The organism is Burkholderia vietnamiensis LMG 10929, assembly GCF_000959445.1.
In the GTDB taxonomy this organism is placed as follows: domain Bacteria; phylum Pseudomonadota; class Gammaproteobacteria; order Burkholderiales; family Burkholderiaceae; genus Burkholderia; species Burkholderia vietnamiensis.
The window spans coordinates 540747-560772 of record NZ_CP009632.1 but is presented as its reverse complement, the minus strand read 5'-3'; the positions used below and the strand labels follow the sequence as shown (position 1 = coordinate 560772).

The following is a 20026-nucleotide window of genomic DNA, read 5'->3' as shown; positions in this document are numbered from 1 at the left end:
TAGCCCACAACAGCATGGCGAATTTCCTCGCACCCGAGAACAATTGGTCTTGCCTATGGTTGGCATCATAAACCCGTCTTGGACACTATGATGAAACAGGTCCATTCTCTGTTCAACGCATCGCACTGACCGACGCGGCGACGAACGCCAGACTGAATGGAGCTGACCATGCAAGAGATCATCGACGGTTTTCTGAAATTTCAACGGGACATCATGCCCGCTCGCAGGGAGTTGTTCCGCAAGCTGGCCACCAGCCAGACGCCGCGCACCCTGTTCATTTCCTGTTCCGATAGCCGCATGGTTCCCGAACTGGTCACTCAGCGCGAACCGGGCGACCTGTTCGTGATCCGCAACGCCGGCAACATCGTGCCTTCGTTCGGTCCCGAGCCGGGCGGTGTGTCGGCAACCGTCGAATATGCAGTGGCCGCGCTCGGCGTGACGGATGTGGTGATCTGCGGCCACTCGGACTGCGGCGCGATGACGGCCGTCGCAACGTGCAAGTGCCTCGACCATATGCCCGCCGTCGCGAACTGGCTGCGCTACGCCGACTCGGCGAAGCTCGTCAACCAGGCGCGTGAACATGCAGGCGAACGCGAGCGCGTCGACTCGATGGTGCGCGAGAACGTCATTGCGCAGCTCGACAACCTCAAGACCCATCCCTCCGTTGCACTGGGACTCGCACAAGGCCGCCTCAATTTGCACGGATGGGTCTACGAAATCGAATCCGGCTCGATCGACGCGCTCGACGCCGCGACTCGCCAGTTCGTGCCGCTCGCCGCGCATCCCGATGTCACCGCGACGCCCGCCGAGTGCGTGGCTGCGCTCTGATTCCCGGCTCGTCAAACCGACTGCCGATCTCACCAGGTTGATTTTCTCAAGGAGCAACATCATGACCCAATCGCAAGTCACACCGAACGCGCGCGAAGCTTTGACCGAAACGATCGTCGACGCGAAAGTGCGTAAGAACCTCACGTTCGAAGCCATCAACGAAGGCACGGGCCTGAGCCTCGCATACACGACGGCCGCGCTGCTCGGTCAGCATGCGTTGCCGGAGAATGCGGCGAAGCTCGTCGCCGAACGCCTCGGGCTCGACGACGACGCTGTGCGCCTGCTGCAAACCATTCCCGTGCGCGGCAGCACTCCGGGGGGCGTGCCGACCGATCCGACCGTCTACCGCTTCTACGAAATGGTGCAGGTGTACGGCTCGACGTTGAAGGCTGGTACACGAGAAATTCGGCGACGGCATCATCAGCGCGATCAATTTCAAGCTCGATATCCAGAAGGTCCCGGACCCGGAAGGTGGCGAGCGTGCCGTCATCACGCTCAACGGCAAGTATCTGCCGACCAAGCCGTTCTGAACCCATGATGCAAAGACGAAAGTTCTTACTAAGCACCGGTGCCGCGCTTGCTTCGGGCGGCCTTGCCCTCTCGGGTTGCACGATGACGGGGCCGCGCTCCACGTCGAGCACCAACAACGCGCTGTCCCCCACAAGGAGATCCGAAATGACCTCATCCGCAGCAGTTCGTCCGCCGCTTCCGCCGTTCACGCTGGAGTCGGCCATCGAGAAAGTTCGTCTCGCAGAAGACGGTTGGAATTCGCGCGACGCCGCTAAGGTCGCGCTCGCCTATTCGCTCGACACGAAATGGCGCAATCGTGCAGAGTTCGCGAACAATCGCACGGAAGCGCAGGCGTTTCTCGAGCGCAAATGGAAGAAGGAGCACGAGTATCGTCTGATCAAGGAGCTGTGGGCATTCGGCGGCAATCGCATTGCCGTGCGCTACGCCTACGAATGGCATGACGACTCGGGCAACTGGTTCCGCTCCTACGGCAACGAGAACTGGGAGTTCGGCGAGGACGGCCTCATGCAACACCGCTATGCATGTATCAACGACATGCCGATCAAAGAGTCCGAGCGCAAGTATCACTGGCCCTTGGGCCGTCGGCCGGACGATCATCCGGGACTGAGCGAGTTGGGACTTTGACGCCCGGCGCGTTAGAGCCGCAATGAGAGGTTCGCGCCCAACAATCTCGTGGCGAAGCACAATGGATCGTTGGGCGTGTGTTGAAGTTCGCCGGTACTACTGGTTGTGTCGAGTGGTGCGCGAATCTCGTCTGGTGGCTCCGCCACTTCGGGCCGACGAAGGCCTAGCTGAGGAAGTGATCCGCTGCCTCGTGAACCACATCCGACATGAAGGCGCAATAGCAAAACCTTCGCACGGACATCCCCCGTCTGTTACGCGAGCGCATCGCGTGCGGAGACGAGGAGACCGTCGGTCTCAGGGTTTTCTAACGGCGGCGGCGCTGGTTTGCCCGCTAGCTGAATCTATGGTCACTGTTAGCAGAGTCTTCGAGCCGCGACAGCACTACCATTAGTAAAACTTACCTTATATCGAAACAAGGAAATGGAAACATCATGAACAAGAGAATCCGTCACATTTCTTACGTCGTGTCGGCACTCACGCTGGCTGCTTCCACCACGACCGCGCTTGCTGCATCTTCCGCAGAAGCGGCTTCACCGGGTTACCACTCTGCTGCGCCGTTGATTCAGCGGAATGCAGCGCCGGAAGCTCAGCGCGCAATGACCCGCGGCGAGGTGATCAACGACATGATCAAGGCCGGGCAGGACGGTACTCTGCAACGCCTGGACGACACGGTCTTCCACGGCTCGTGACGCCAGACCAAGCGGCTGCGGCGAAGCGAGTCGCCTCGATGTGTCTCTGTCCAGTGGATCGTCAGTTGCAGCACTCAATGCGGCAACGATCACGGCGAATCCGATGGTGAATAATTCTTCAACCAGAGCCCACGTCGGATTTGCTGACGCGGCCGAATCTACAGCCATCAAGCACGCGGTTGACGGTTTGGCTAAGCGCCCTGCGATGAAGGTGTCGCGATCGACGCGCATGCTAACGCAGCGGCGGCGAGGCCGCTCGCCACTGAAATGTTGGATCGTTACCGAGGCCGCGACGGGTCATCAAAAGCGGGTTTCCTGTCGATGATCTCGGCAAAAACCGCTGGCGTAGGCAAATCCGCTCACGCTGCATCAGCTCCGATGCAAGTCTCTCAACTACTCGACACCGTCGATGTCGGAGAAGGTCAGGTCGACTTCCCGAACCGATCAGTGAGCAGCTTTAAGAACGCCCTGCTTGCTGCGGTGCGATACCCACCCTTGCGCTCTAAAACGGCGGCCGTGCGCGTCGGCAGAGGTGGATCGAGCGGCACGGGATGCAGGCCCTCTTGCACGCGTGCGATGTGATCAGGGAGAACCGTCGCCAGCTGCCCGCGACGCACGATCTCAACGATTGCACCGATGGTGTCCACTTCGATTGCGACAAGCGGTCGAATCGCGTGACGCGCGAAATGCTCATCGATGAACCGGCGCGTCGCGAACGTGTCGTTCAGCAAGACCAACGGTTCCTTGCCAAAGTCACGCCCCGCGAGTGCCTTGCGGCGCGACGCACGCGGGTGGCTGTGGCCGACTACCAAGCTCAGTGTCTCCTCGAAAAGCGATTGGCTTTCTATGTCGGCCGAAAAGGCCGGATGGAATGCCACACCGATATCGAGCTTGTCGTCCGCAAGCTGCGCCTCCATCTGGTCCTGCGTGAGTTCGCGAATATCGATTCTGATGCCAGGATGCAGCTGATGGAACTCATCGACGAGCGGCCCGACCAAGGATGCCGTATAGGTCGGCGTTACTGCGAAACGCAGGCTACCCCTGCTCAGCTCCGCCACGTCGTGTATCGCCCTCACCCCTGCGTCAAGGTCCTGCAGCGCGAGTTTGGCGTAACGCATCCACGCTTCTCCCGCGTCGGTCAGGTGAACGGTTCTACCGGAACGGTCGAACAGCGGTGTTCCCAAGGTGTCCTCGAGCTGCCGGATCTGCTGCGATAAGGTCGGCTGCGATACGTGAAGTGCCTCGGCAGCGCGCGTGAAATTCTGCTGTTCTGCCACTGCAAGGAAGTAACGGATGTGACGGAGCAGCACGGGCATCCCCTCATCTATTGGCCATTCCTATCGACTCTATCGTAAACCAGACTTTGACACTATTGAAAGTCGCATCCATCCTTGGTGCATAGAATCAACGCACACATTGAAGCTGATCGTGAAGGAGATCGTCGACGGATTGCGGAGACGCCGAACCGGCCCGTTAGGGCGCGGGCGCTGAATGAAATTATTCTGTGGAAGGCATGATTGTGCGCTATCAGGTGACACATGATTCGACAGTGGTGGATTCCGGCAAGCGTGTACAGGCGAGAATCGAAGAAGGCGCGTCAACAAGGCGCAGGTCCAAAGCTGCGTGACGGTTCCTTTTTGCGTGGGCATCGATAACGTGATATCGCCAGCAGCGCGGCATCGAAATTCGGAGCTCTGGCAAAAATCGATTGCGGAACAGTCTTGAGCAGGCTGTGGTGCATCCGGCAGTACTCGGCTGACGGATCGAGCCACTCCCTCTTCCACCGTGATGCAGTGACATCGGCGTCGTTCAGAACAAGACATCTGAAGCAATACACCAAGTACTTCCGGCTGAAGACCCACGCATGCGGCGTCTGGATCATGCTCAGAATGCCGTCGTTGAGCCGCGCTACGCGAGATAGACGGCTCAGGGTTGGGGATGGAACTGGGGGGAACGAGGATCCAGCCGGCCTTGGTCAGGCTAGGCATCGCTACGCCTGCGCCCGATTCCCAGATCAAGTCCACGCTCGTCTGATACCGCGCCGCGATTCGACCCAACCAGCTACCAAACGCCTCTTCCAGGAAGGGCCGAGGTGCGATGGGCCACGGTCAGGGGGTGTCAAACATGCGCGCGGGCAACTCGTGCAAGGCGAGCGATATCGATGCACTCGTCACCGTTCCTGATCGCCCACTCTGGTGCTTCGTTGAGGATCGTAGATATGGCGCCAGTCAGCCCTCCGCTTATCTCGAGAATAAGCTGGACAAGCTCACGTCGCGGCAGATTCAATGCTCTACCCTACTTGACCGTCGCCAACGGCAAAAACAATGCCAACGGGTCGTGCGTGAGGGGATGGAAGCCGAAGTGGCCATAGAACGCCGCGGCGCCCTCGTCCTTCGCGTCGACGGTCAACGCGACGGCCGGGATTTCCGAGCTGGTCGCGCGCCGGAGCGCATTGACCAGCAAAGCGGCACCCAGGCCCCTGCCCCTATACCGGCGATCAACGGCCAGTCGCCCCATGCGCACCGCCGGGATCGCGGGATAGCGCGGCAGCTTGCGCGCTACCTCATGGGGCAAATCGGCCAACGCGACGCTGGCGGCTGACAGCGTGTAATAGCCAGCAACGAAATTGCCGTCAAGCATCACAAAGCACGCGGCGACGCGACGGCGAACCTCCTGCGTCACCGTTTCGCGCAAGTAGCGGTCAAGCGCCGGCGTGCCACATTCAAAACCGGTTCGATCATGGGCTGCGTCGAGCACGGCCACCGTGAGCTGCGGACCGGTCATTCATTACGCAGCAACTGGTCGTGACGACCGAGCGCCCGCTGCAAGGCGTCCGTGGGCTTGGCGGGCGATAGAATCGCCGCGGCGAAGCGCTCCGAATCCGCCACCGACAGACGAATCAAGTCCGCGTCGGAAATGGCGCGTTGCGCGGCTTCGCGCGCAGCGGACACGACGAAGTCCGACATCGTGCGCCCCTGGATCTCGGCGGCCCGGCGGATCACCGCCAGCACGTCGGTCTCGACGCGTGCTTCAAAGCGAGTAGTAGCCATAAGGTGTTACCTCCTTGCGCTACTGTACGGAAATTTGCCGGGCTCGTCAAATTGTACGGAAAATTGCCGGGGGCATTCGCGAGTATCGAAGCCGGCGCCGGTCAATGCATACTCCCGTGAAACGGCGCTTGGGGCAGCGTCTCCCGATCCAGCGTTCCGGGTACCAGTTGTCTGATCAGTTCCGGGTCCAGGTTCAAGCCCTTGCCCGGTTCAATCGTCACTTCTTCCTTGCGTTTGCGTGGCATAAAGTGGCTCCTTGGTCGCCGGTTTATGCCTCGCACACAAAGATTCGGATAGGCTCCGTCGTGCGGTCCGACACCGGAAATTCAACGACGCCTTCATTTCGTATTGCGGATCCGATATCCCCGGATGCGCCCCCCTGTGCGGCGGCGCCCGCCACCCCACCGATTCGTCAGGCCTTTTTGCTTTTCTGTCTGCCGGACGACTTGCGCTTCCTCGGTGCGGGACCGGCTGTCGTGTGCATCGCGAAGATCTGCGGCATGTTCGCTTCGCCGTCCATGTAATCCGCCGTGTCGATCCGGCCAACCGTCTTAAGGCTGCGGATCATCACCTTGCCGCTGTCGGGATAGGTGCAGACCTCGTGCGGATCGTTCAACCCCATGGCCAGGTAGACCAGATCCTCGTCGAACGGATTCGCCAGCTGGTGTCCGATGCCGCTGCTTGCCGGGCACGAGATGCAATCGCCGGGACCGATTTCGCGCAGCGTATCGCCATAGCGGAACACCCCGCGTCCGGACAGCACGAAGAAGACCTCGTCCTCGCGCGCATGGGTGTGAAACGGACAGGCAGTGCGGCCGGGCGGCACGCGTGAAAGATTCACGCCGATTCTGCCGGGAACCGTGTCGAGCACAGGCGTAAGTGATTTGTAAGACCCGCCCCAGTGCGTCCCTTCCATGTGATCGACCGCCTCGACATCTTCGACGTTGACGACATTCAGCTGCAGGCGCTTTTTCTTCATCTTGTGTCCTTGCTCGCGGGCGGCTGACCATTCTATCGGGTCAGCCGCGCCCGCACGACTGCAGTGCCCGCGACGCGCACGCGGTCTTCCGCGTCCTCAACGATCAGGCGGCCGCCGCGCGGGGACCCTGCAGCGCCGACAAGCGACGCCGCCCCAGACGCCCGGGCCAGAACGGCGCCAGTTTGCAATGGGCCGACACGCATACCTGAGCCTCGTTCACCCCGAGCGCGGGAAAGAAGGAACGGGACACAAAATCGACGCCGGTGCGCCGGCTGGGCGCCGTGACTACATGGCCGCGGCAGTCGAAGGTCTTCAGCGCGTCGAAGTCGGGCGTGAACCCGCTTACCGTTTCCTCCGAATCAGCAGCACCAGAAAGTCGTCGACCGCGCCCGCGAAATGGTCGATCGTCGCACCCGGCGCCGCGTGAAGGCACGGCGGCAGCGCGGCGGGCTTCGTATGTATGCAGCGGTCCGCAATGGGTATGAAAGCACAGCGGACCGCTTGCCCGAACCTGCTCGACATCGTACAGATACCCCATCGTCGCGATGGTGGCGTGACCGCAGATGTTCAGCTCGGCGCCCGGCGTGAACCAGCGTATTGCGTGGTCGCCCGGCTACCGTTCGATCACGAAGGCCGTGGTCGGCAGCGTGAGTTGCGTAGCGATCGCCTGCATCCGCACGACCGGCGGCAAGGAGCTCTTCACCACGATGACGCCTCAAGCCGCCGCCACCGCCACCATCACCGAATAAGCCTTGAACACCGCCGTCGCCGGCTGCCCCACGACAAGCCCCAACGCATCGACCGCGTCGTTCGTGACGCTCGACGTCACGTTCACACCACCCGCCAGCGTCACGACGACGAGCGACGTCGTCGCGCCGCGCTCGATCCGCGAAATCGTCCCGCTGAACTGGTTGCGCGCGGACAGCACGTAGCCGGCGAAATCGGCGACCAGCACGACGGCCGACGACTTGATCAGCGCGATCGCGTCCTGCCCTATCTTGAGTTCGAGCCGCTTCGCCGCGGCCGTGGTCATCGTCGCAACGATCTCCTGATCGCCCGATATCTTCAACGTCACCTGGGTCGTGACCGGTCCATCGCTGACCGCGGCGATGGTTCCCGAAAACTGATTGCGAGCGGTGGTTTTCACTGCGATTCTCCTGAGTAGTCCGGACAGCGCCGGAGATTGAACCAGCCATGCTTCCTGTTCCCGCAGGAACCGTCGGGTCCTCACCTGCAGCACCCGCCATGCAGACAGCAACTCCCGTGCAACCGGCGTAAGCCGTGTACCGCCGCCGCCCTTGCCTCCCGTCTCCGTCGTGAACAACGGCTGGCTCGCGAGATTCGACGCGCTCTCGAGCACCAGCCACGCGCCCTTGTAGCTGTAACCGGCGACGCGCGCCGCACGGTTGATCGAACCCGTGTTGTCGATCGCCTCCAGCAGCGCGAAAAACCGCGCGTCGAGGCGGCCCGCGAGCTTCAGCTCGCCGATCAACAGCGTCGCATCGTTGCGCGTGCCGCCCGTCTCTCGCATCCGTCCGCCGCGTCAGTCGATCGCGGACGCGCGCAGCAAACCGCGCACACGCTGTTCGTGCGGCGTCGGCGGGCGCGCGTCCGCGCACATGCGTTCCAGCGAAGTCGCCACGCCGCGCTGCATGTCGACCTCGCGCACCGCCCGGCCCTGCTCGATCACGAACGCGACGTCGGCAAGCGCCACCACATCGTCGACGTCGTGCGTGATCATCATCGCGGGGATCTGCCACTCGCGGAGCACCTCGTCCAGATAGCGTCGCAAGTCGCGTCGCAACGGTGGATCGAGCGCGGAAAACGGCTCGTCAAGTAACAGCAGGCCGGGCTGGCACGCGAGCGAGCGCGCCAGCGCGACACGCTGCCGTTGCCCGCCCGACAGCCCATCGGTCCGGCTGCCGGCGAGCGACGCGAGACCGAAGCGCTCCAGCAGCTCGTCCACACGCCCACGCGCGTCGGTCGACAAGCGGCGTCGATACCACGTGGTCAGCCCGAACGCGACGTTCTCGCGCACCGACAAATGCGGAAACAGCGCGTAATGCTGGAACAGGCAGCCGATGCCGCGCCGCTCGGGCGGCACGTCGATTCCGCAGTCCGCGTCGAACAGCGTGCGCCGGTTGACGCGCACGTGCCCTCGTCGCGGCGCAAGCAGCCCGGCGACGGTCTGCAGCGTCAACGACTTGCCGGCGCCCGACGGTCCGTAGAGCGCGATCACGCGCGCGTCGGACGCGAAGCGCATCGCGAGCGCGAAACGCCGTGTGCCGTCCGACACCGCCACATCGAAGTCGACGTCGATCACCGGTGCGCTCCGTCACGCATGCGTGAAGCCGTACCGCTTGAGGATCGCCTGTGCGTCCGGGCCGAACAGATAGGCGATGAACGCCTTCGCGAGCGCAGGCGCGCTGCTCGCGCGAACGGCGACGACCGGATAAACGACGGGATCGTGGTCGTCCACCGTCTGCACGACCGCGACCCGATCCGGCATCAGCATCGCGTCGGTCCGATAGACGAAGCCCGCGTCGGCCTCGGCGCGCGCGACGTAGTCGAGCACCTGCCGCACGCTGTCGGACTCCACGATCTTCGGCGCGAGCGCGCCCCAGAGCTTCGCCCGCTCGAGCGCCTGCTGCGTATACCGGCCGCATGGCACGGTCGCGATCTTGCCGATCGCGATCCGTCGCACGGCCGGGTCCGCTAGCGCGGCGAGCGACTTCACGGGCGACGCGTCGCCGGCCGGCACGACCAGCACCAGCGTGTTCGTCGCGAGCGTGCGCTGCGTCGCGCCGTCGAAGATGCCCGCATCGATGCCGCGCGTGACGGTCGCCGCATCCGCGCTGACGAATACGTCGACCGGCGCGCCCACGCGGATCTGCTGAAGCAGCGTGCCCGACGCGCCGAAGTTAATCCGCACGGTCACGCCGGGATGCGCGGCTTCGAAGCGCGGTACGATCTCCTTGAACGCATCGGTCATGCTGGCCGCGGCCGACACGGTCAGTTGCTGCGCGAGCGCGACGACGGGCGCGAGCACGCACAGCAGGCTCGCGAAGCATCGAATCATTGATTTCATGAAGCCCTCTCCGGCTCAACGTAGTGTGAAAAAGCGCTTGGACAGCACGAGCACCGCGACGGACAGCACCGACGTGACGCACGCGAGAAAGAACGCCGTGCCGTCGCGGCCATCCTGCATCGCGTCGTAAATCGCGAGCGACAGCGTCTGCGTCTCGCGCGGGATGTCGCCCGCGATCATCAAGGTCGCGCCGAACTCGCCCATCGCACGCGCGAACGCGAGCAGCGCGCCCGCCAGAATCGCCGGCCATGCGAGCGGCAGCGTGACGCGCACGAAGGTCGAGAATGGCGACTGCCGCAGCGTGCGCGCGGCCGCTTCGAGCGAGCGGTCGACGCCCGCGAACGCGGCGCTTGCGGACTTCAGCACCAGCGGCAGCGCCACGATCGTCGACGCGAGCACCGCGCCGTGCCAGTTGAACACGAACGTGTAGCCGAACTGTGCATGGAGCCAGCTGCCGAGCGCGCTGCGCCGGCCCGCGACGATCAGAATCCCGTAGCCGATCACGGTCGGTGGCAACACCAGCGGCAACATGCAGGCGGCTTCGACGATCGCGCTCCCCGGAAAGCGACGGCGCGCGAACAGCCAGCCGAGCGCGATGCCGGCGATCGATGCGAGTAGCGTCGCGAGGCTCGCGACTTTCAGCGACAGCAACAGCGGCGGCCAGTCGATGCGTTGTAGGAAACCCGACATTTGCGACACCTTTCGTGATGAACTCGGCTACATCACCGACGTTGCAAGATGCAGGCCATCCTCCATCGCGAGGCGTCGGCCGGCAGGAAAAACTCAATTACGACCGACATGCGCGAGCGCCCTGCGCAGGTTCGAAGTCACGCGCGGCCGGCTCGAGCAGCTTCCGATGCGGGCGGAGCAATGCAACCAGGCGGCGAATCTGCGCCGCGCAGCGTGCAGGCCGCCGAACCCGGCGCTCGTCGCCGCACGCGTTCTCGACATCGAGAAAGACACCGAGGCGACGTAACGAAACCGACATGTCCGATTCCTGACATGACACGAATGCCGTGCACCGCCGGTGTCAGCCATGACGCGGGCACACGCATGCCGCCGCACGCGCCGCGCGCGAGATGCGCTGCGCCTTCAGCACACCGGCGATGAAGCTGGCGACGCTCGACGTGCGCAGCGCGATCCAGCGCACGCGACGGCGCGCGCAGTGTGCGCGCAGCGCGGCGAGCGAGTCGGGATCGATCGTGTCGAGCGGACACAGCACCGCGTCGGCGCGTTGCAGCAGCGCCGCGAACTGCTGCGCGCGCGGACCGCCGTCGTCGTCGATCCGCGCCACGTGATGAACGAATTCGCCGCCCGACGCGCTCGACCATGCGCGCAATACCGCGTTGCTCCCAGGCCGGCCGCCGACGTATACGAAGCGGCGGCCGACCAGCATCGCCGACAGCAAGTCGCCGTCGAGCATGACCTGCTCGACCGCCTGCAGTTCCCGCGCGAGGCTTGCCGCATGCGCGCGTACCCGCGCGAGACGCGCGAGCGCTTCGTCGTGCTCGCGCATCGATTGCGACGCGCGCTGCGTGCTGCGCTCGAGCGCGCACATCGCCGGCCGCGGCATGATCAGCGCGCGCCGGTACGATCCCGGCCCGGCGGGTCGGGCTGCGCAGGCGGCATCGCGAACCAGCTTTGCACGGTGTCGTACGAATAGCGGGTCAGTCGGTCGTGCCGCGCATGCGGGGCGAGCAGTTGCACCGACAACGGTTCCGCCCAGCGCCAGAAATCCGCGCGCAACGCGCTCGGCAAGCCGACGTCGTCGAATGCATGCCACAAATGCACGAGCCACAGCTCCCGCCCCTCCTCGTCGAGCAGCAGCGGCAGCCCGGCGCCCGCCTGCAGACGCGCGTGACGCTGACTGAAATACAGCGGGCCGCCGCACGATTCGACGACGAAGTCCGCGACGCGCTCGACGATGCAATCGAAGCAGTCGCCGGCACGTGCGAAGAGCGGCGTCGTCTTCAAGCGCGCCATGTGGCACGCCACCAGATCGCGCAGGCCCGCTTCCGTGCAGATCGCGAGCAGCCGGTGCGGCGGAGCGGGCAGCGTCGGGCATACGGTCGGCCCGACGGCGTCGCGCCGCTCGTGTGGAAAAGGCGCGGCCGGCCATTGCAGCGTCCGATAGCAGGCGCGCGTACACGGCGTCCAGCGTGCGCGGGGCGTAGCCCCCGGGTTCGGGTTCATGAGCGTGTCGGCTCCCTGTTCGGTTTGTCGGTTATATATCGCGCTACATAACGATGTCCGAAACGAAGCAGGTTCCGCGCCACGTCGCGCGAAACGCCGCTATTCCGGTCCGAAGCAGTGCGCGTAATCGGCGCACGCGCCGCAGCTCGGCGCCCTGCAGACGAACAGTCCTTCGCGCTCGCACAGCTGCTTGTAAAAGAACTTCTTCCACTTCATGTCGCGCGTGTTCTTCGCGGCGAGCCGTGGAAACCACCGCCCGATCAGCAGCGACAGCTCGCGGCGCGACGGCAGCAGCAAGTCCTGCCACAGATGGTTGTCGCCCGCGCAGGCGGCCGCCAGCACGCAGGCGACGCAGCGCGCTTCGTCGCGCATGCCCGCATCGGAGTCGGCGTGCGCGACGAAGAGCGTGACCAGATCGTCGAACTCGTCGTCACGCGGCGTGTGCGGTTGTGTGTGCATCGGCGGCAGCGCAGCGCCTGGCGACTCGGCGCATGCCGCGAGTGCGGCCCGTGCGCCCGGAAACCAGCGATCCAGCACGCGGTGCGTATCGGTCGCGTCGAGCCCGGCGGTCGTCGCGGCGTCGGCCTCGCCGCGTGCAAACGCCACCGCGAGCGGGCCGACGAACGCGAGCACGGTCGGATCCTGCGCGTCGAGCGCACAACGCATCAGGATCGCGCGCACGTCCATCGCCGCTCGCCCCGTCAAACCTGCGCCGCCGCGTGCGTATAGCACTTCTTCGGGCAGATCTTCGCGCACGCGGTGCAGCCGATGCACAGCTGCCGGTGCGCGATCGTCATCACCTTCTTCTCGTACTCGTCGTCATCGTCGCTGTCGCTGTCGAGCGCGACGTGCTCGCCGTCCTCGTCGACGCCGACCAGCTCGAGCACGCCGCGCGGACACACCTTGAAGCAGCGGCCGCAGCCGATGCATTTGCCCTCGTCGAGCGTGGACACGAACGTCGGCGTCCAGGTCTCCCCGCTCGGCAGTTTCACGCTGAAGGTTTCGCTCATGGTCGGGTGCCTCGCGTCACGCGGCGCTCGCCTTGCGCGCTTCCATCAATGCGGCATGCGCATCGTGGCAGCGCTGCGCGACGGCGAGAATCTGCTCCCAGTTGGTCGGCAGTTCCTCGGACAGGTCGTGCAGATCCATCTTCGCCTGCGTCGCCTGGGCATTGAGCTTCTTCAGGCGCGCTTTCAGTTCGTCGGCTTGGTTGGTCATCGATTTTCTCCACGTTGCGCCGCTCACGCGCCGTACTGCGCGACGGCCGGGTACGCGCGAATCATTTCGATCGCGTCGTCGAGGAACTTGCCGCCCGCCGCCGCGAGCTTCTCGAGCGACGGAAAGCCGAAGCGGTGCACGTCGCGCAATTGCTTGTTGACGACGACGAGCCGCCCCGCGATCAGCACCATCCGGCCGAAGCCCTCGTGGCTCATCTTCATCATCGGCGATACCATCTGGCGCGTCTCGCGTTCGATCGCGACCGCAACCGCCGCGTAGAACAGCTCGAGCCGCCACAGTGTCTCCGGGTCGGGGTCGCCGATGATCGGAATCGCGCGCCGCTCGTCCGCGCTCAGGATGAACGGCTTCAGCAGCTGCAGGTCGCTGCGGTTCTCCCAGGTGCCGTGCAGGTCCTGTGCACGCAGCTGCTTGATCAGCTGCTGCACGAACGGCGTCGCGAGCAGCGCTTCGTCCGAGGCCGCGTCGGGCGTCGTGTCGATGGTGGCGTCAGCCATGTGATACCTCGTCGTCTTCGTCGAAATCGAATGTGCGCCCGCCGTCCTTCGCGAGCGCCTTGCGCAGCCATGGCGGCGGCGTGCCGTTGAGCACCTCCTGCAGCTTCACCAGGATCTCGCCGATCGGTTCGGGCTGCGGCACCTTGATCGGATGGATCTTCAGTGCGACGACGCGCGCCGCGCCCGAGCCGCCGATCGCGGCAACGTACAGGATCGCGCAGTCCCTGATCGCGTCGAGCTTCGGCGCGAGCTTGTCCTCGTCGCCGTCCTCCTCGAGCTTGCCGCCGAACTCGAACGATTCGACGAAGGTGTGCCCGTCCGGCCGCACGTCGTACGTGACGATGCTTTTCGCCCAGCCGAAATGCGCGTCGACGTGCTCTTTGTCCTGGGTCGCGAAGGCGATCTTCATGCGGTGTGCTCCTGGTCGAATATCGGTTGGGCGACGATCGGAATGTCCAATGTGCGCGCGGGATCGCGCGCCGCGAGATCGACCGCGTGCGGCGGCAGCGGCCAGTCGCCCGGGCCGTGATGCGCAATCCGCTCGATCATCAGGTTCGCGATCTCGAAGATCAGGTTCATGGTGCCGCGATAGCCGACCTGGCAGCGGTGCGCGTTACCGATCCGGTCGAACACCGGGAAGCCGACGCGCATCAGCGGCTTGCCGAGCCGCTCGGCCATCTGCCGGCCGTGCGAGTGCGTGATCAGCAGATCGCAAGCCGCCGCACGCTGCTCCAGGTCCTCGAGATCGCCGAGCAGCACGTGTGGCGCGGGCAGCAGCGCGTGCGCGGCCGACGCGGTCGTGCTGACGCAGCAGCGCAGCTCCGCGCCCATCTCGTGCAGCAGGCAGCCGAGCGCGAGCAGCAGGTCCGGCTCCGCACCGAGCGCGACCTTGATCCCGCCCGTGTAGAAGTGGCCGTCGAGCATCGCGTCGAGCAACTGGCTGCGTTGCCGCCGATACTTGTCCGGCACCGGCCGCCCGGCGAGCTGCGCGAGCCGCACGAGCAGCCGGTCGTTCGGCTCGAGCCCGGTGAGCCGTTCGAAGATCTCGAACGGCGCGCCGGTCAGCGCATGGAGCGTCTCGGCCGCCATGCGCGTCTGCTCGCCGACGCCGATCGTGAACGCGGACGCGCCCGCCGCCCGGATCTGCTCGAGCGTCGTGCCGCCGAGCGTCGTGCCGCGCCAGTCCGGCGCGATGTGGCCGTCGAGCGAGCCGGACAGGTCCGGCAGCACGATCGCGTCGAGCCCGAACGCCGCGACGATCTCGCGCAGCTCGTCGATGTCGGCCGGCGACAGGTGGCTGCCCGGCAGCAGCGTGACCTGCCGCGCGTTCGCCGGCAGCGGCTTCACGAGCGCGCGCACGATCGCGGCGACCGCAAGCCGGTAGCCGTCCTCGAAGCCGCCGACGTAGTCGGGCGTCGACACGTAGACGATCTCCGTATCGTCGAGCTCCGGCTTGCGCGTGCGTACGGTCCGCAGATAGCCTTCGACGTCGTCGCCCTTGGTTTCGGTGAGCCCCGTCGAGCAGATCGCGATGATCTTCGGCGCCGCGCGCTTGCGGATGTTCAGCAGCGCCGTCTCGATGTTCTCGTAGCCGCCGAGGATCGTGGTGACCTCGTTCATCGCGGTCGTCTGCAGCGGGATCGCCTCCTTGAAGTGACGCACGAGCAGCACCAGGCCGAACGACGTGCAGCCCTGCGAGCCGTGCATCACCGGCATGCACGCGTCGAGGCCCATGAACGCATAGCTCGCCCCGAGCGGCTGGCTCATCTTGAGCGGATTGACCGCGCAAGCCTTTTTCGAATCGACGACTTCCGCCATCGCAGCTCTCCCCGGCCCGCTCAGGCGACGACGCCCGGTTCGAGCCCCATCGCCCACGCATGCACGCCATGCGGAATCGGTGCCGATGCGGCCGCGGCAGCGGCGCGCACCGCGCCGAGCGTCTCGCCGTCGTCGCCCCACGGCGCGGGGATCCGCACCTGCTGCCACACCGGGTTGAAGATCGCGCGATCGATCTCGTGCACGAGCTCGACCATCCCTTCGTAGCCGCCGTACGGATGGTGGCGCTCCTGGTTGATGTCGAGCCACGGCATGCGGGCCTTCAACGCGACGAACTGCGAGCGCCCGCCCGACAGCATGATGTCGGCCTTCGCGTCGCGCAGCATCGCGTACATCTCGCGCGGCGTCATGTCGTCGATCATGTGCGCGTCGTCGCCCATGATCTCCTTGATCTTCTCCTTGTCTTCCTTCGTGCTCTTCTTGACGCTGGTGCCGACGATCTCGAGCCCCGCCTCCTGCAGCGCGGCGACCACCGACCACGACTTCACGCCGCCCGTGATCAGGAGCACGCGCTTGCCGGCGAGGCGCTTCCTGTAGTGCGCGATGCGCGCCCACGCGCGCGCTTCCTCGCTCGCGATCAGACGCTCGGCGCGCTCGACGAGGTCGTCCGGCGCGCCCTGCCGCACGAGCAGCGTCGCGATCTGCCGCAGCGTGTCGCTCATGTCGCCGATCCCGTAGAACGAGCCCTCGAAATACGGAATCCCGTAGCGCTGCTGCATCCGCGTCGCGATGTTGATCATCGACTTCGAGCACACCATCATGTTGACCTTCGCGCGATGCGCGCTCGCCACCGCGTCGTAGCGGCCGTCGCCGGAGATGCACGACAGGATGCGCACGCCGAGCGCATCGAGCAGCGGCCTGACCTGCCACAGCTCGCCGGACAGGTTGTATTCGCCGATGATGTTGATGTCGTAGGGCGTCGTGTAGTCGGGCTCGCGCGTGCCGATCACGTAGTCGAGCAGCGCCTCGCCGCCGAGCTTGTTGCCGAGGTTCTTCGGCCCCGCGAAGCCGGGCGAGTTGACCGGAATCACCGGCTTGCCGAACTTCTCGGTGGCGCGCTTGCAGACGGCCTCGATGTCGTCGCCGATCAGCGCGGTCACGCAGGTCTGGTAGACGAACACGGCGGGCGGATCGTACTTCTCGATGATTTCGCGCACGCTTCGGAACAGCCGCTTCTCGCCGCCGTAGACGACATCGAGCTCGTTGATGTCGGTCGTGAAGCCGGTGCGGTACAACTGCGAGCCCGACGATGCCGAGTGCCGGTTGTCCCACGAGTTGCCTTCGCACGCGATCGGGCCGTGCACGAGATGCGCGACGTCGACGATCGGCTGCAGCGCGATCTTCGCGCCGTCGAACGCGCAGCCGCCGGCCGCCGCGCCGGGCGAAAGCTGCTTCGTGCAGCCCTTCTTGCGTGCCTTCTCGCTCTTGTCCTGGTTCTTGTCGCAACCCGGTTCGTCGAACACTTCGGCAATCTTGGCTTTCAGCGATGCGGACATGACGGGTTCCTCTCAGGTTCGTGCAACGGGATATCCGCAAATTCCATACCATGCGGCTCGGCCCCATGAACACCGTTCGATGCGGTCTGACGGGGCGCGCGCGTTGTCGGGATTCGGACGCGCTTTGGACGGTTTTGAACGGAACCCGACAACGCGCGAGTCGCGCTCGAGCGGCGAACGCTGTAAGGCGCAGCGCCGGTGCGAGCGGGCGATCGCTCGTTCCCGCATCCGGTCGCGAAAGCGTTCGCCGACGCATCGGCCGGGGTTCGTTCGGTTCGCCGTTTCTTCATGTCCTTGCGCCGCCCGTCAGTTGTCGTCGGCCAGTACGTCGAGCGCGACGAGCTGCTCGTACAGCGCCCGCCTCGCCCGCCAGTTTCGCTCGCCGGCAACGCGCGGATCGCCGCCTTCGAACGCGGCGAGCGCGTCGTCGTCGGTCCAGTACACGATGGCTGCGCTGCGTGCGGCGAGCGCGGCCGCCGCCGCGTCGCGCAGCGTAACCGGCTGGTTGCCGCAGACGCCGCGACCGAGCACGTAGTCGGCCCGGTAGAGCATCGCGTCCCAGCCATAGGCGTCGCCGAGCGAGCACAGCGCCGGATACGCGGCGCGCAGCGCCGCGTCGGGTTCGGCGCCGTCGAATGCGAGCAGCTCGCGCACCGTCAGCGTGTCGTGGATTTCGTCGCGCGCGAGCGGGTCGGACGCCGCCACCTTGCGCGCAAAATCGGCGTCGTCATACGCGAACCATGCGTTCGGCGCGCCGGCTTCCGGCAGTTCAAGCACGTAGATCACCGCGTCCTCCTGGCGCCATCCGGCCGCTGCGGCCACGGCGCATGCGTCGGGCCATGCATCGCGGCCCGGCGATGGCCGATCGCTGCCGCGGCGCACGCCGTCGAATCCTCGTCACGCGCGCCGCTCGCTCGCCGCGCCGAAAAAAAGCCGCCCCATACCGGCGGCGGGCCAAATTTCGCGAGGTAAAACCCTGTTGGACCGACCGACCGACCGACCGCGCCGCGACCGAGCGACGCCACGTCGTAACGCCGCCGCATCGCAACGGCCGGCGCTCATTCGACGCCCTCCGCTGCCGTCTTCGCCCATACGGCCTTCCGGATGCGCTGCGCGATCCCTTGCGGGCTCGCGTCGAACGCACGCTGCGCGGCCGACAGCGCGCCCTGCGCGATCGCGGCCTCGTCGTGCGTGAGCGGCAGGCGCCCCGCCACGTGCGTGGCGCCGCGCACCGTGCGCGCGATCGCCTGGCGGTTCGGATGCTCGCCCAACGGCACCAGATGATCGGTCTCGCGCACGCCTGCGAGGCAGACCCAGCCGTCGATCACCTCGACCTTGCGGCCGTCCTGCGTCGTCTTGACGAGTACCCGTTCCGTCATCGCCGCCTCCGTGTCAACGGATGATGTCGTAGCTGTAGTCGGTCTTCGACGGCACCATCGTGTTCGCGTCGAGCGCTTCGAAGAATTCGTCCAGCAACATGATCAGCGTGCGCAGCGCGCCCGCGTAGCCCCAGGTCGGATAGCGGTGGTAGTGGTGGCGATCGAAGATCGGGAACACCATGCGCACGAGCGGCGTCTTCGTGTCGCGCTCGAGATACTTGCCGTAGGTGTTGCCGATCAGGAAATCCACGGGCTCCGTGAACAGCAGCGAGCGCATGTGCCACAGGTCGCGCTTCGGATACACCTTGCAGCCCGCGCCGTACGGCGACGCGTCGAACATCGCCTGCACCTTCGCCGCCCATGCCTCGTTGCCGTTGGTCGCGAGCACGTGCGCGGGCTCCGCGCCGAGTTCGAGCAGGAACTGCGTATAGCCGAGCATCTGGTCCGGATCGCCGTACAACGCGTAGCGCTTGCCGTGCAGGTGCGCCTGGCTGTCGGCCATCGCGTCGACCAGCTGGCCGCGCTCCTTCTCGAGTTCCGCCGGGATCGGCTTGCCGGTGACGCGCGAGATTTCCATCAGGAAATGATCGGTGCCCGCCACGCCGACCGGCGCGTTCAGCACGACGACTTCCTGGCCGTGCTCGGCGATGAACTTGCTGGTCTTCTCGCAGCAGTACTCCTGGAACACGAAGGTCGCCTTCGCGTGCAGCGCGCGTTCGACCTCCTCCTTCGTCGTGCCGCCCTCGTACATGCGGAACTCGCCGTCGGTCGGCGTGTTCCAGGTCTCGGACGGATCGCAGATCACGTTGACCTTCACGTCGAACAGCGCGAAGATCCGGCGAATTTCGGCCATGTTGCCGACGACGAAGCCGTCGAAGCCGCCGATGAAGTTCACGCTGTCGTCGGGCACGCGCACGAGCGGCGCCGCGCTGCCGGCCTTGCCGTCCCAGAAGTGCTTGAGGATGCCGAGCAGCGAATTGTCGTAACCGGTGACGTGGCTGCCGACGAACGCCGGCGTATGGGCGAACGGCACGTCGTAGTCTTCCGGCACGCTGCCCTTCTGCTTGCTGTTCTTGATGAACGCGTCGAGATCGTCGCCGATCACCTCGGCCATGCAGGTCGTCGACACCGCGATCATCTCGGGCTTGTAGAGGTTGTATGCGTTCGCGAGGCCGTCGATCATGTTGTTCAGGCCGCCGAACACCGCCGCATCCTCGGTCATCGACGAGCTGACGCACGAGGTCGGCTCCTTGAAGTGGCGCGAGAAGTGCGAACGGTAATACGCGACGCAGCCCTGCGAGCCGTGCACGAACGACAGCGTCTTGTGAAAGCCGTTCGCGACGTACACCGCGCCGAGCGGCTGGCACGCCTTGGCGGGATTCACGGTCAGCGAATCGCGCGCGAAGTTCTTTTGCTTGTAGTCCTCGGTCTTGGTCCACTCGACGATCTGCTTGACCGCCTCGTCGGGATGGTTGAACTCGAATTGCTCCTTCTTCGTGCGGAAAATCTCCTGATACTCGGGTTCGCGGAACAGCAACTCGTGATCGAGGATCTTGTCGGCGGATTGTGGCATCACGTACTCCTGATTCAGTCGTCAAAT

General features: G+C 65.2%; 26 protein-coding genes and 1 pseudogene. 5 read left to right on the top strand and 22 right to left on the bottom strand.

Features of this window, described 5'->3' with window-relative positions; all coding sequences use genetic code 11:
- Window positions 1-168: 168 nt before the first annotated feature.
- The 4 genes and pseudogenes from AK36_RS27515 to AK36_RS27500 all read left to right on the top strand — a co-directional run bounded on the left by AK36_RS27515 (window position 169) and on the right by AK36_RS27500 (window position 2672).
- Complete coding sequence (locus AK36_RS27515; protein ID WP_011880175.1) at window positions 169-828, top strand: carbonic anhydrase; 660 nt, start codon at window positions 169-171, stop codon at window positions 826-828.
- Window positions 829-889: 61 nt separating this feature from the next.
- Window positions 890-1358 (top strand): annotated as a pseudogene (gene cynS / locus AK36_RS27510) (cyanase).
- Between the two features lie 145 nt (window positions 1359-1503).
- A complete protein-coding gene (locus AK36_RS27505; RefSeq protein WP_045579679.1) occupies window positions 1504-1983 on the top strand; it encodes a nuclear transport factor 2 family protein in 480 nt (159 codons plus the stop codon).
- Window positions 1984-2414: 431 nt separating this feature from the next.
- Window positions 2415-2672 carry a hypothetical protein gene (locus tag AK36_RS27500; protein WP_011880172.1) on the top strand — a complete coding sequence of 86 codons (258 nt, stop codon included), beginning with the start codon at window positions 2415-2417 and terminating at the stop codon, window positions 2670-2672.
- Window positions 2673-3094: 422 nt separating this feature from the next.
- Here the strand turns inward: AK36_RS27500 and cynR are convergent, their stop codons facing one another.
- From cynR to AK36_RS32085, 6 genes are all read right to left on the bottom strand, one after another.
- On the bottom strand, window positions 3095-3982 hold the full coding sequence (cynR, locus tag AK36_RS27495; protein WP_043292772.1) for a transcriptional regulator CynR: 888 nt from the start codon (window positions 3980-3982) through the stop codon (window positions 3095-3097).
- A 985-nt stretch (window positions 3983-4967) separates the two neighbouring features.
- On the bottom strand, window positions 4968-5456 hold the full coding sequence (locus AK36_RS27490) for a GNAT family N-acetyltransferase (protein ID WP_045579678.1): 489 nt from the start codon (window positions 5454-5456) through the stop codon (window positions 4968-4970).
- Complete coding sequence (locus AK36_RS27485) at window positions 5453-5722, bottom strand: type II toxin-antitoxin system TacA family antitoxin (protein ID WP_011880168.1); 270 nt, start codon at window positions 5720-5722, stop codon at window positions 5453-5455. Before AK36_RS27485 ends, AK36_RS27490 begins: the two co-directional genes overlap by 4 nt.
- 101 nt (window positions 5723-5823) lie before the next feature.
- Entirely contained in the window at window positions 5824-5967 is a 144-nt protein-coding gene (locus tag AK36_RS33755; protein ID WP_155121925.1) for a hypothetical protein, read from the bottom strand.
- 167 nt (window positions 5968-6134) lie between these two features.
- Window positions 6135-6701 carry a cupin domain-containing protein gene (locus AK36_RS27480; protein ID WP_080938771.1) on the bottom strand — a complete coding sequence of 189 codons (567 nt, stop codon included), beginning with the start codon at window positions 6699-6701 and terminating at the stop codon, window positions 6135-6137.
- 103 nt (window positions 6702-6804) lie between these two features.
- Window positions 6805-7248, bottom strand: a complete 444-nt coding sequence (locus AK36_RS32085; protein ID WP_230943440.1) for a PhzF family phenazine biosynthesis protein — start codon at window positions 7246-7248, stop codon at window positions 6805-6807.
- A 16-nt stretch (window positions 7249-7264) separates the two neighbouring features.
- Here AK36_RS32085 and AK36_RS27470 point away from each other — a divergent pair, with 16 nt between their 5' ends.
- On the top strand, window positions 7265-7450 hold the full coding sequence (locus AK36_RS27470) for a hypothetical protein (RefSeq protein ID WP_043292632.1): 186 nt from the start codon (window positions 7265-7267) through the stop codon (window positions 7448-7450).
- Here AK36_RS27470 and AK36_RS27465 read toward each other — a convergent pair.
- The 16 genes from AK36_RS27465 to nifK all read right to left on the bottom strand — a co-directional run bounded on the left by AK36_RS27465 (window position 7417) and on the right by nifK (window position 19999).
- Window positions 7417-8232, bottom strand: coding sequence for a TOBE domain-containing protein (locus tag AK36_RS27465; protein WP_011880164.1), 816 nt, complete (start codon window positions 8230-8232; stop codon window positions 7417-7419). The two genes, AK36_RS27470 and AK36_RS27465, sit on opposite strands and share 34 nt — an antisense overlap.
- Window positions 8233-8244: 12 nt before the next feature.
- Window positions 8245-9024, bottom strand: coding sequence for an ATP-binding cassette domain-containing protein (locus AK36_RS27460; RefSeq protein ID WP_011880163.1), 780 nt, complete (start codon window positions 9022-9024; stop codon window positions 8245-8247).
- A 12-nt stretch (window positions 9025-9036) separates the two neighbouring features.
- Entirely contained in the window at window positions 9037-9789 is a 753-nt protein-coding gene (modA, locus tag AK36_RS27455) for a molybdate ABC transporter substrate-binding protein (RefSeq protein WP_011880162.1), read from the bottom strand.
- 15 nt (window positions 9790-9804) lie between these two features.
- The gene (gene modB, locus AK36_RS27450; protein WP_011880161.1) at window positions 9805-10479 is read right to left on the bottom strand and encodes a molybdate ABC transporter permease subunit; all 675 of its coding nucleotides are present in this window, start codon (window positions 10477-10479) and stop codon (window positions 9805-9807) included.
- 340 nt (window positions 10480-10819) lie between these two features.
- Window positions 10820-11362, bottom strand: coding sequence for a DUF2325 domain-containing protein (locus AK36_RS27445; protein ID WP_045579677.1), 543 nt, complete (start codon window positions 11360-11362; stop codon window positions 10820-10822).
- A gap of 2 nt (window positions 11363-11364) precedes the next feature.
- Window positions 11365-11982 (bottom strand): globin family protein, encoded by a 618-nt coding sequence (locus AK36_RS27440; RefSeq protein ID WP_011880158.1) that lies wholly within the window; start codon window positions 11980-11982, stop codon window positions 11365-11367.
- A 99-nt stretch (window positions 11983-12081) separates the two neighbouring features.
- Window positions 12082-12669 carry a nitrogen fixation protein NifQ gene (locus tag AK36_RS27435; RefSeq protein WP_045579676.1) on the bottom strand — a complete coding sequence of 196 codons (588 nt, stop codon included), beginning with the start codon at window positions 12667-12669 and terminating at the stop codon, window positions 12082-12084.
- Between the two features lie 14 nt (window positions 12670-12683).
- On the bottom strand, window positions 12684-12992 hold the full coding sequence (gene fdxB, locus AK36_RS27430; RefSeq protein WP_045579675.1) for a ferredoxin III, nif-specific: 309 nt from the start codon (window positions 12990-12992) through the stop codon (window positions 12684-12686).
- 16 nt (window positions 12993-13008) lie between these two features.
- Window positions 13009-13200, bottom strand: a complete 192-nt coding sequence (locus AK36_RS27425; protein ID WP_011880155.1) for a CCE_0567 family metalloprotein — start codon at window positions 13198-13200, stop codon at window positions 13009-13011.
- Window positions 13201-13223: 23 nt separating this feature from the next.
- Window positions 13224-13715, bottom strand: a complete 492-nt coding sequence (locus AK36_RS27420; protein ID WP_045579674.1) for a NifX-associated nitrogen fixation protein — start codon at window positions 13713-13715, stop codon at window positions 13224-13226.
- Window positions 13708-14124: a nitrogen fixation protein NifX gene (gene nifX, locus AK36_RS27415; protein ID WP_011880153.1), complete on the bottom strand. Its 417-nt coding sequence runs from the start codon at window positions 14122-14124 to the stop codon at window positions 13708-13710. The genes AK36_RS27420 and nifX overlap by 8 nt, the downstream gene beginning before the upstream one ends.
- Window positions 14121-15533: a nitrogenase iron-molybdenum cofactor biosynthesis protein NifN gene (gene nifN, locus AK36_RS27410; protein ID WP_045579673.1), complete on the bottom strand. Its 1413-nt coding sequence runs from the start codon at window positions 15531-15533 to the stop codon at window positions 14121-14123. Before nifN ends, nifX begins: the two co-directional genes overlap by 4 nt.
- 20 nt (window positions 15534-15553) lie before the next feature.
- Window positions 15554-17047, bottom strand: coding sequence for a nitrogenase iron-molybdenum cofactor biosynthesis protein NifE (gene nifE / locus AK36_RS27405; protein ID WP_045579672.1), 1494 nt, complete (start codon window positions 17045-17047; stop codon window positions 15554-15556).
- 306 nt (window positions 17048-17353) lie between these two features.
- Complete coding sequence (locus AK36_RS27400) at window positions 17354-17833, bottom strand: hypothetical protein (protein ID WP_045579952.1); 480 nt, start codon at window positions 17831-17833, stop codon at window positions 17354-17356.
- A 272-nt stretch (window positions 17834-18105) separates the two neighbouring features.
- Window positions 18106-18426 (bottom strand): hypothetical protein, encoded by a 321-nt coding sequence (locus AK36_RS27395; RefSeq protein WP_011880149.1) that lies wholly within the window; start codon window positions 18424-18426, stop codon window positions 18106-18108.
- A 13-nt stretch (window positions 18427-18439) separates the two neighbouring features.
- Window positions 18440-19999 (bottom strand): nitrogenase molybdenum-iron protein subunit beta, encoded by a 1560-nt coding sequence (gene nifK, locus AK36_RS27390; protein ID WP_011880148.1) that lies wholly within the window; start codon window positions 19997-19999, stop codon window positions 18440-18442.
- Window positions 20000-20026 lie beyond the last annotated feature (27 nt).

Coding starts and splice junctions, on each gene's coding strand:
- AK36_RS27470 (WP_043292632.1), top strand. CDS start 7,265: ATGTTCAGCTCGGCGCCCGGCGTGAACCAGCGTATTGCGTGGTCGCCC.
- AK36_RS27440 (WP_011880158.1), bottom strand. CDS start 11,982: ATGAACCCGAACCCGGGGGCTACGCCCCGCGCACGCTGGACGCCGTGT.
- modB (WP_011880161.1), bottom strand. CDS start 10,479: ATGTCGGGTTTCCTACAACGCATCGACTGGCCGCCGCTGTTGCTGTCG.
- modA (WP_011880162.1), bottom strand. CDS start 9,789: ATGAAATCAATGATTCGATGCTTCGCGAGCCTGCTGTGCGTGCTCGCG.
- AK36_RS27500 (WP_011880172.1), top strand. CDS start 2,415: ATGAACAAGAGAATCCGTCACATTTCTTACGTCGTGTCGGCACTCACG.
- AK36_RS27465 (WP_011880164.1), bottom strand. CDS start 8,232: ATGCGAGAGACGGGCGGCACGCGCAACGATGCGACGCTGTTGATCGGC.
- AK36_RS27420 (WP_045579674.1), bottom strand. CDS start 13,715: ATGGCTGACGCCACCATCGACACGACGCCCGACGCGGCCTCGGACGAA.
- fdxB (WP_045579675.1), bottom strand. CDS start 12,992: ATGAGCGAAACCTTCAGCGTGAAACTGCCGAGCGGGGAGACCTGGACG.
- AK36_RS27515 (WP_011880175.1), top strand. CDS start 169: ATGCAAGAGATCATCGACGGTTTTCTGAAATTTCAACGGGACATCATG.
- AK36_RS33755 (WP_155121925.1), bottom strand. CDS start 5,967: ATGCCACGCAAACGCAAGGAAGAAGTGACGATTGAACCGGGCAAGGGC.
- AK36_RS27490 (WP_045579678.1), bottom strand. CDS start 5,456: ATGACCGGTCCGCAGCTCACGGTGGCCGTGCTCGACGCAGCCCATGAT.
- AK36_RS27480 (WP_080938771.1), bottom strand. CDS start 6,701: ATGAAGAAAAAGCGCCTGCAGCTGAATGTCGTCAACGTCGAAGATGTC.
- AK36_RS27505 (WP_045579679.1), top strand. CDS start 1,504: ATGACCTCATCCGCAGCAGTTCGTCCGCCGCTTCCGCCGTTCACGCTG.
- nifK (WP_011880148.1), bottom strand. CDS start 19,999: ATGCCACAATCCGCCGACAAGATCCTCGATCACGAGTTGCTGTTCCGC.
- AK36_RS27425 (WP_011880155.1), bottom strand. CDS start 13,200: ATGACCAACCAAGCCGACGAACTGAAAGCGCGCCTGAAGAAGCTCAAT.
- nifE (WP_045579672.1), bottom strand. CDS start 17,047: ATGTCCGCATCGCTGAAAGCCAAGATTGCCGAAGTGTTCGACGAACCG.
- AK36_RS27435 (WP_045579676.1), bottom strand. CDS start 12,669: ATGGACGTGCGCGCGATCCTGATGCGTTGTGCGCTCGACGCGCAGGAT.
- AK36_RS27395 (WP_011880149.1), bottom strand. CDS start 18,426: ATGACGGAACGGGTACTCGTCAAGACGACGCAGGACGGCCGCAAGGTC.
- nifN (WP_045579673.1), bottom strand. CDS start 15,533: ATGGCGGAAGTCGTCGATTCGAAAAAGGCTTGCGCGGTCAATCCGCTC.
- AK36_RS27445 (WP_045579677.1), bottom strand. CDS start 11,362: ATGCCGCGGCCGGCGATGTGCGCGCTCGAGCGCAGCACGCAGCGCGCG.
- AK36_RS27485 (WP_011880168.1), bottom strand. CDS start 5,722: ATGGCTACTACTCGCTTTGAAGCACGCGTCGAGACCGACGTGCTGGCG.
- nifX (WP_011880153.1), bottom strand. CDS start 14,124: ATGAAGATCGCCTTCGCGACCCAGGACAAAGAGCACGTCGACGCGCAT.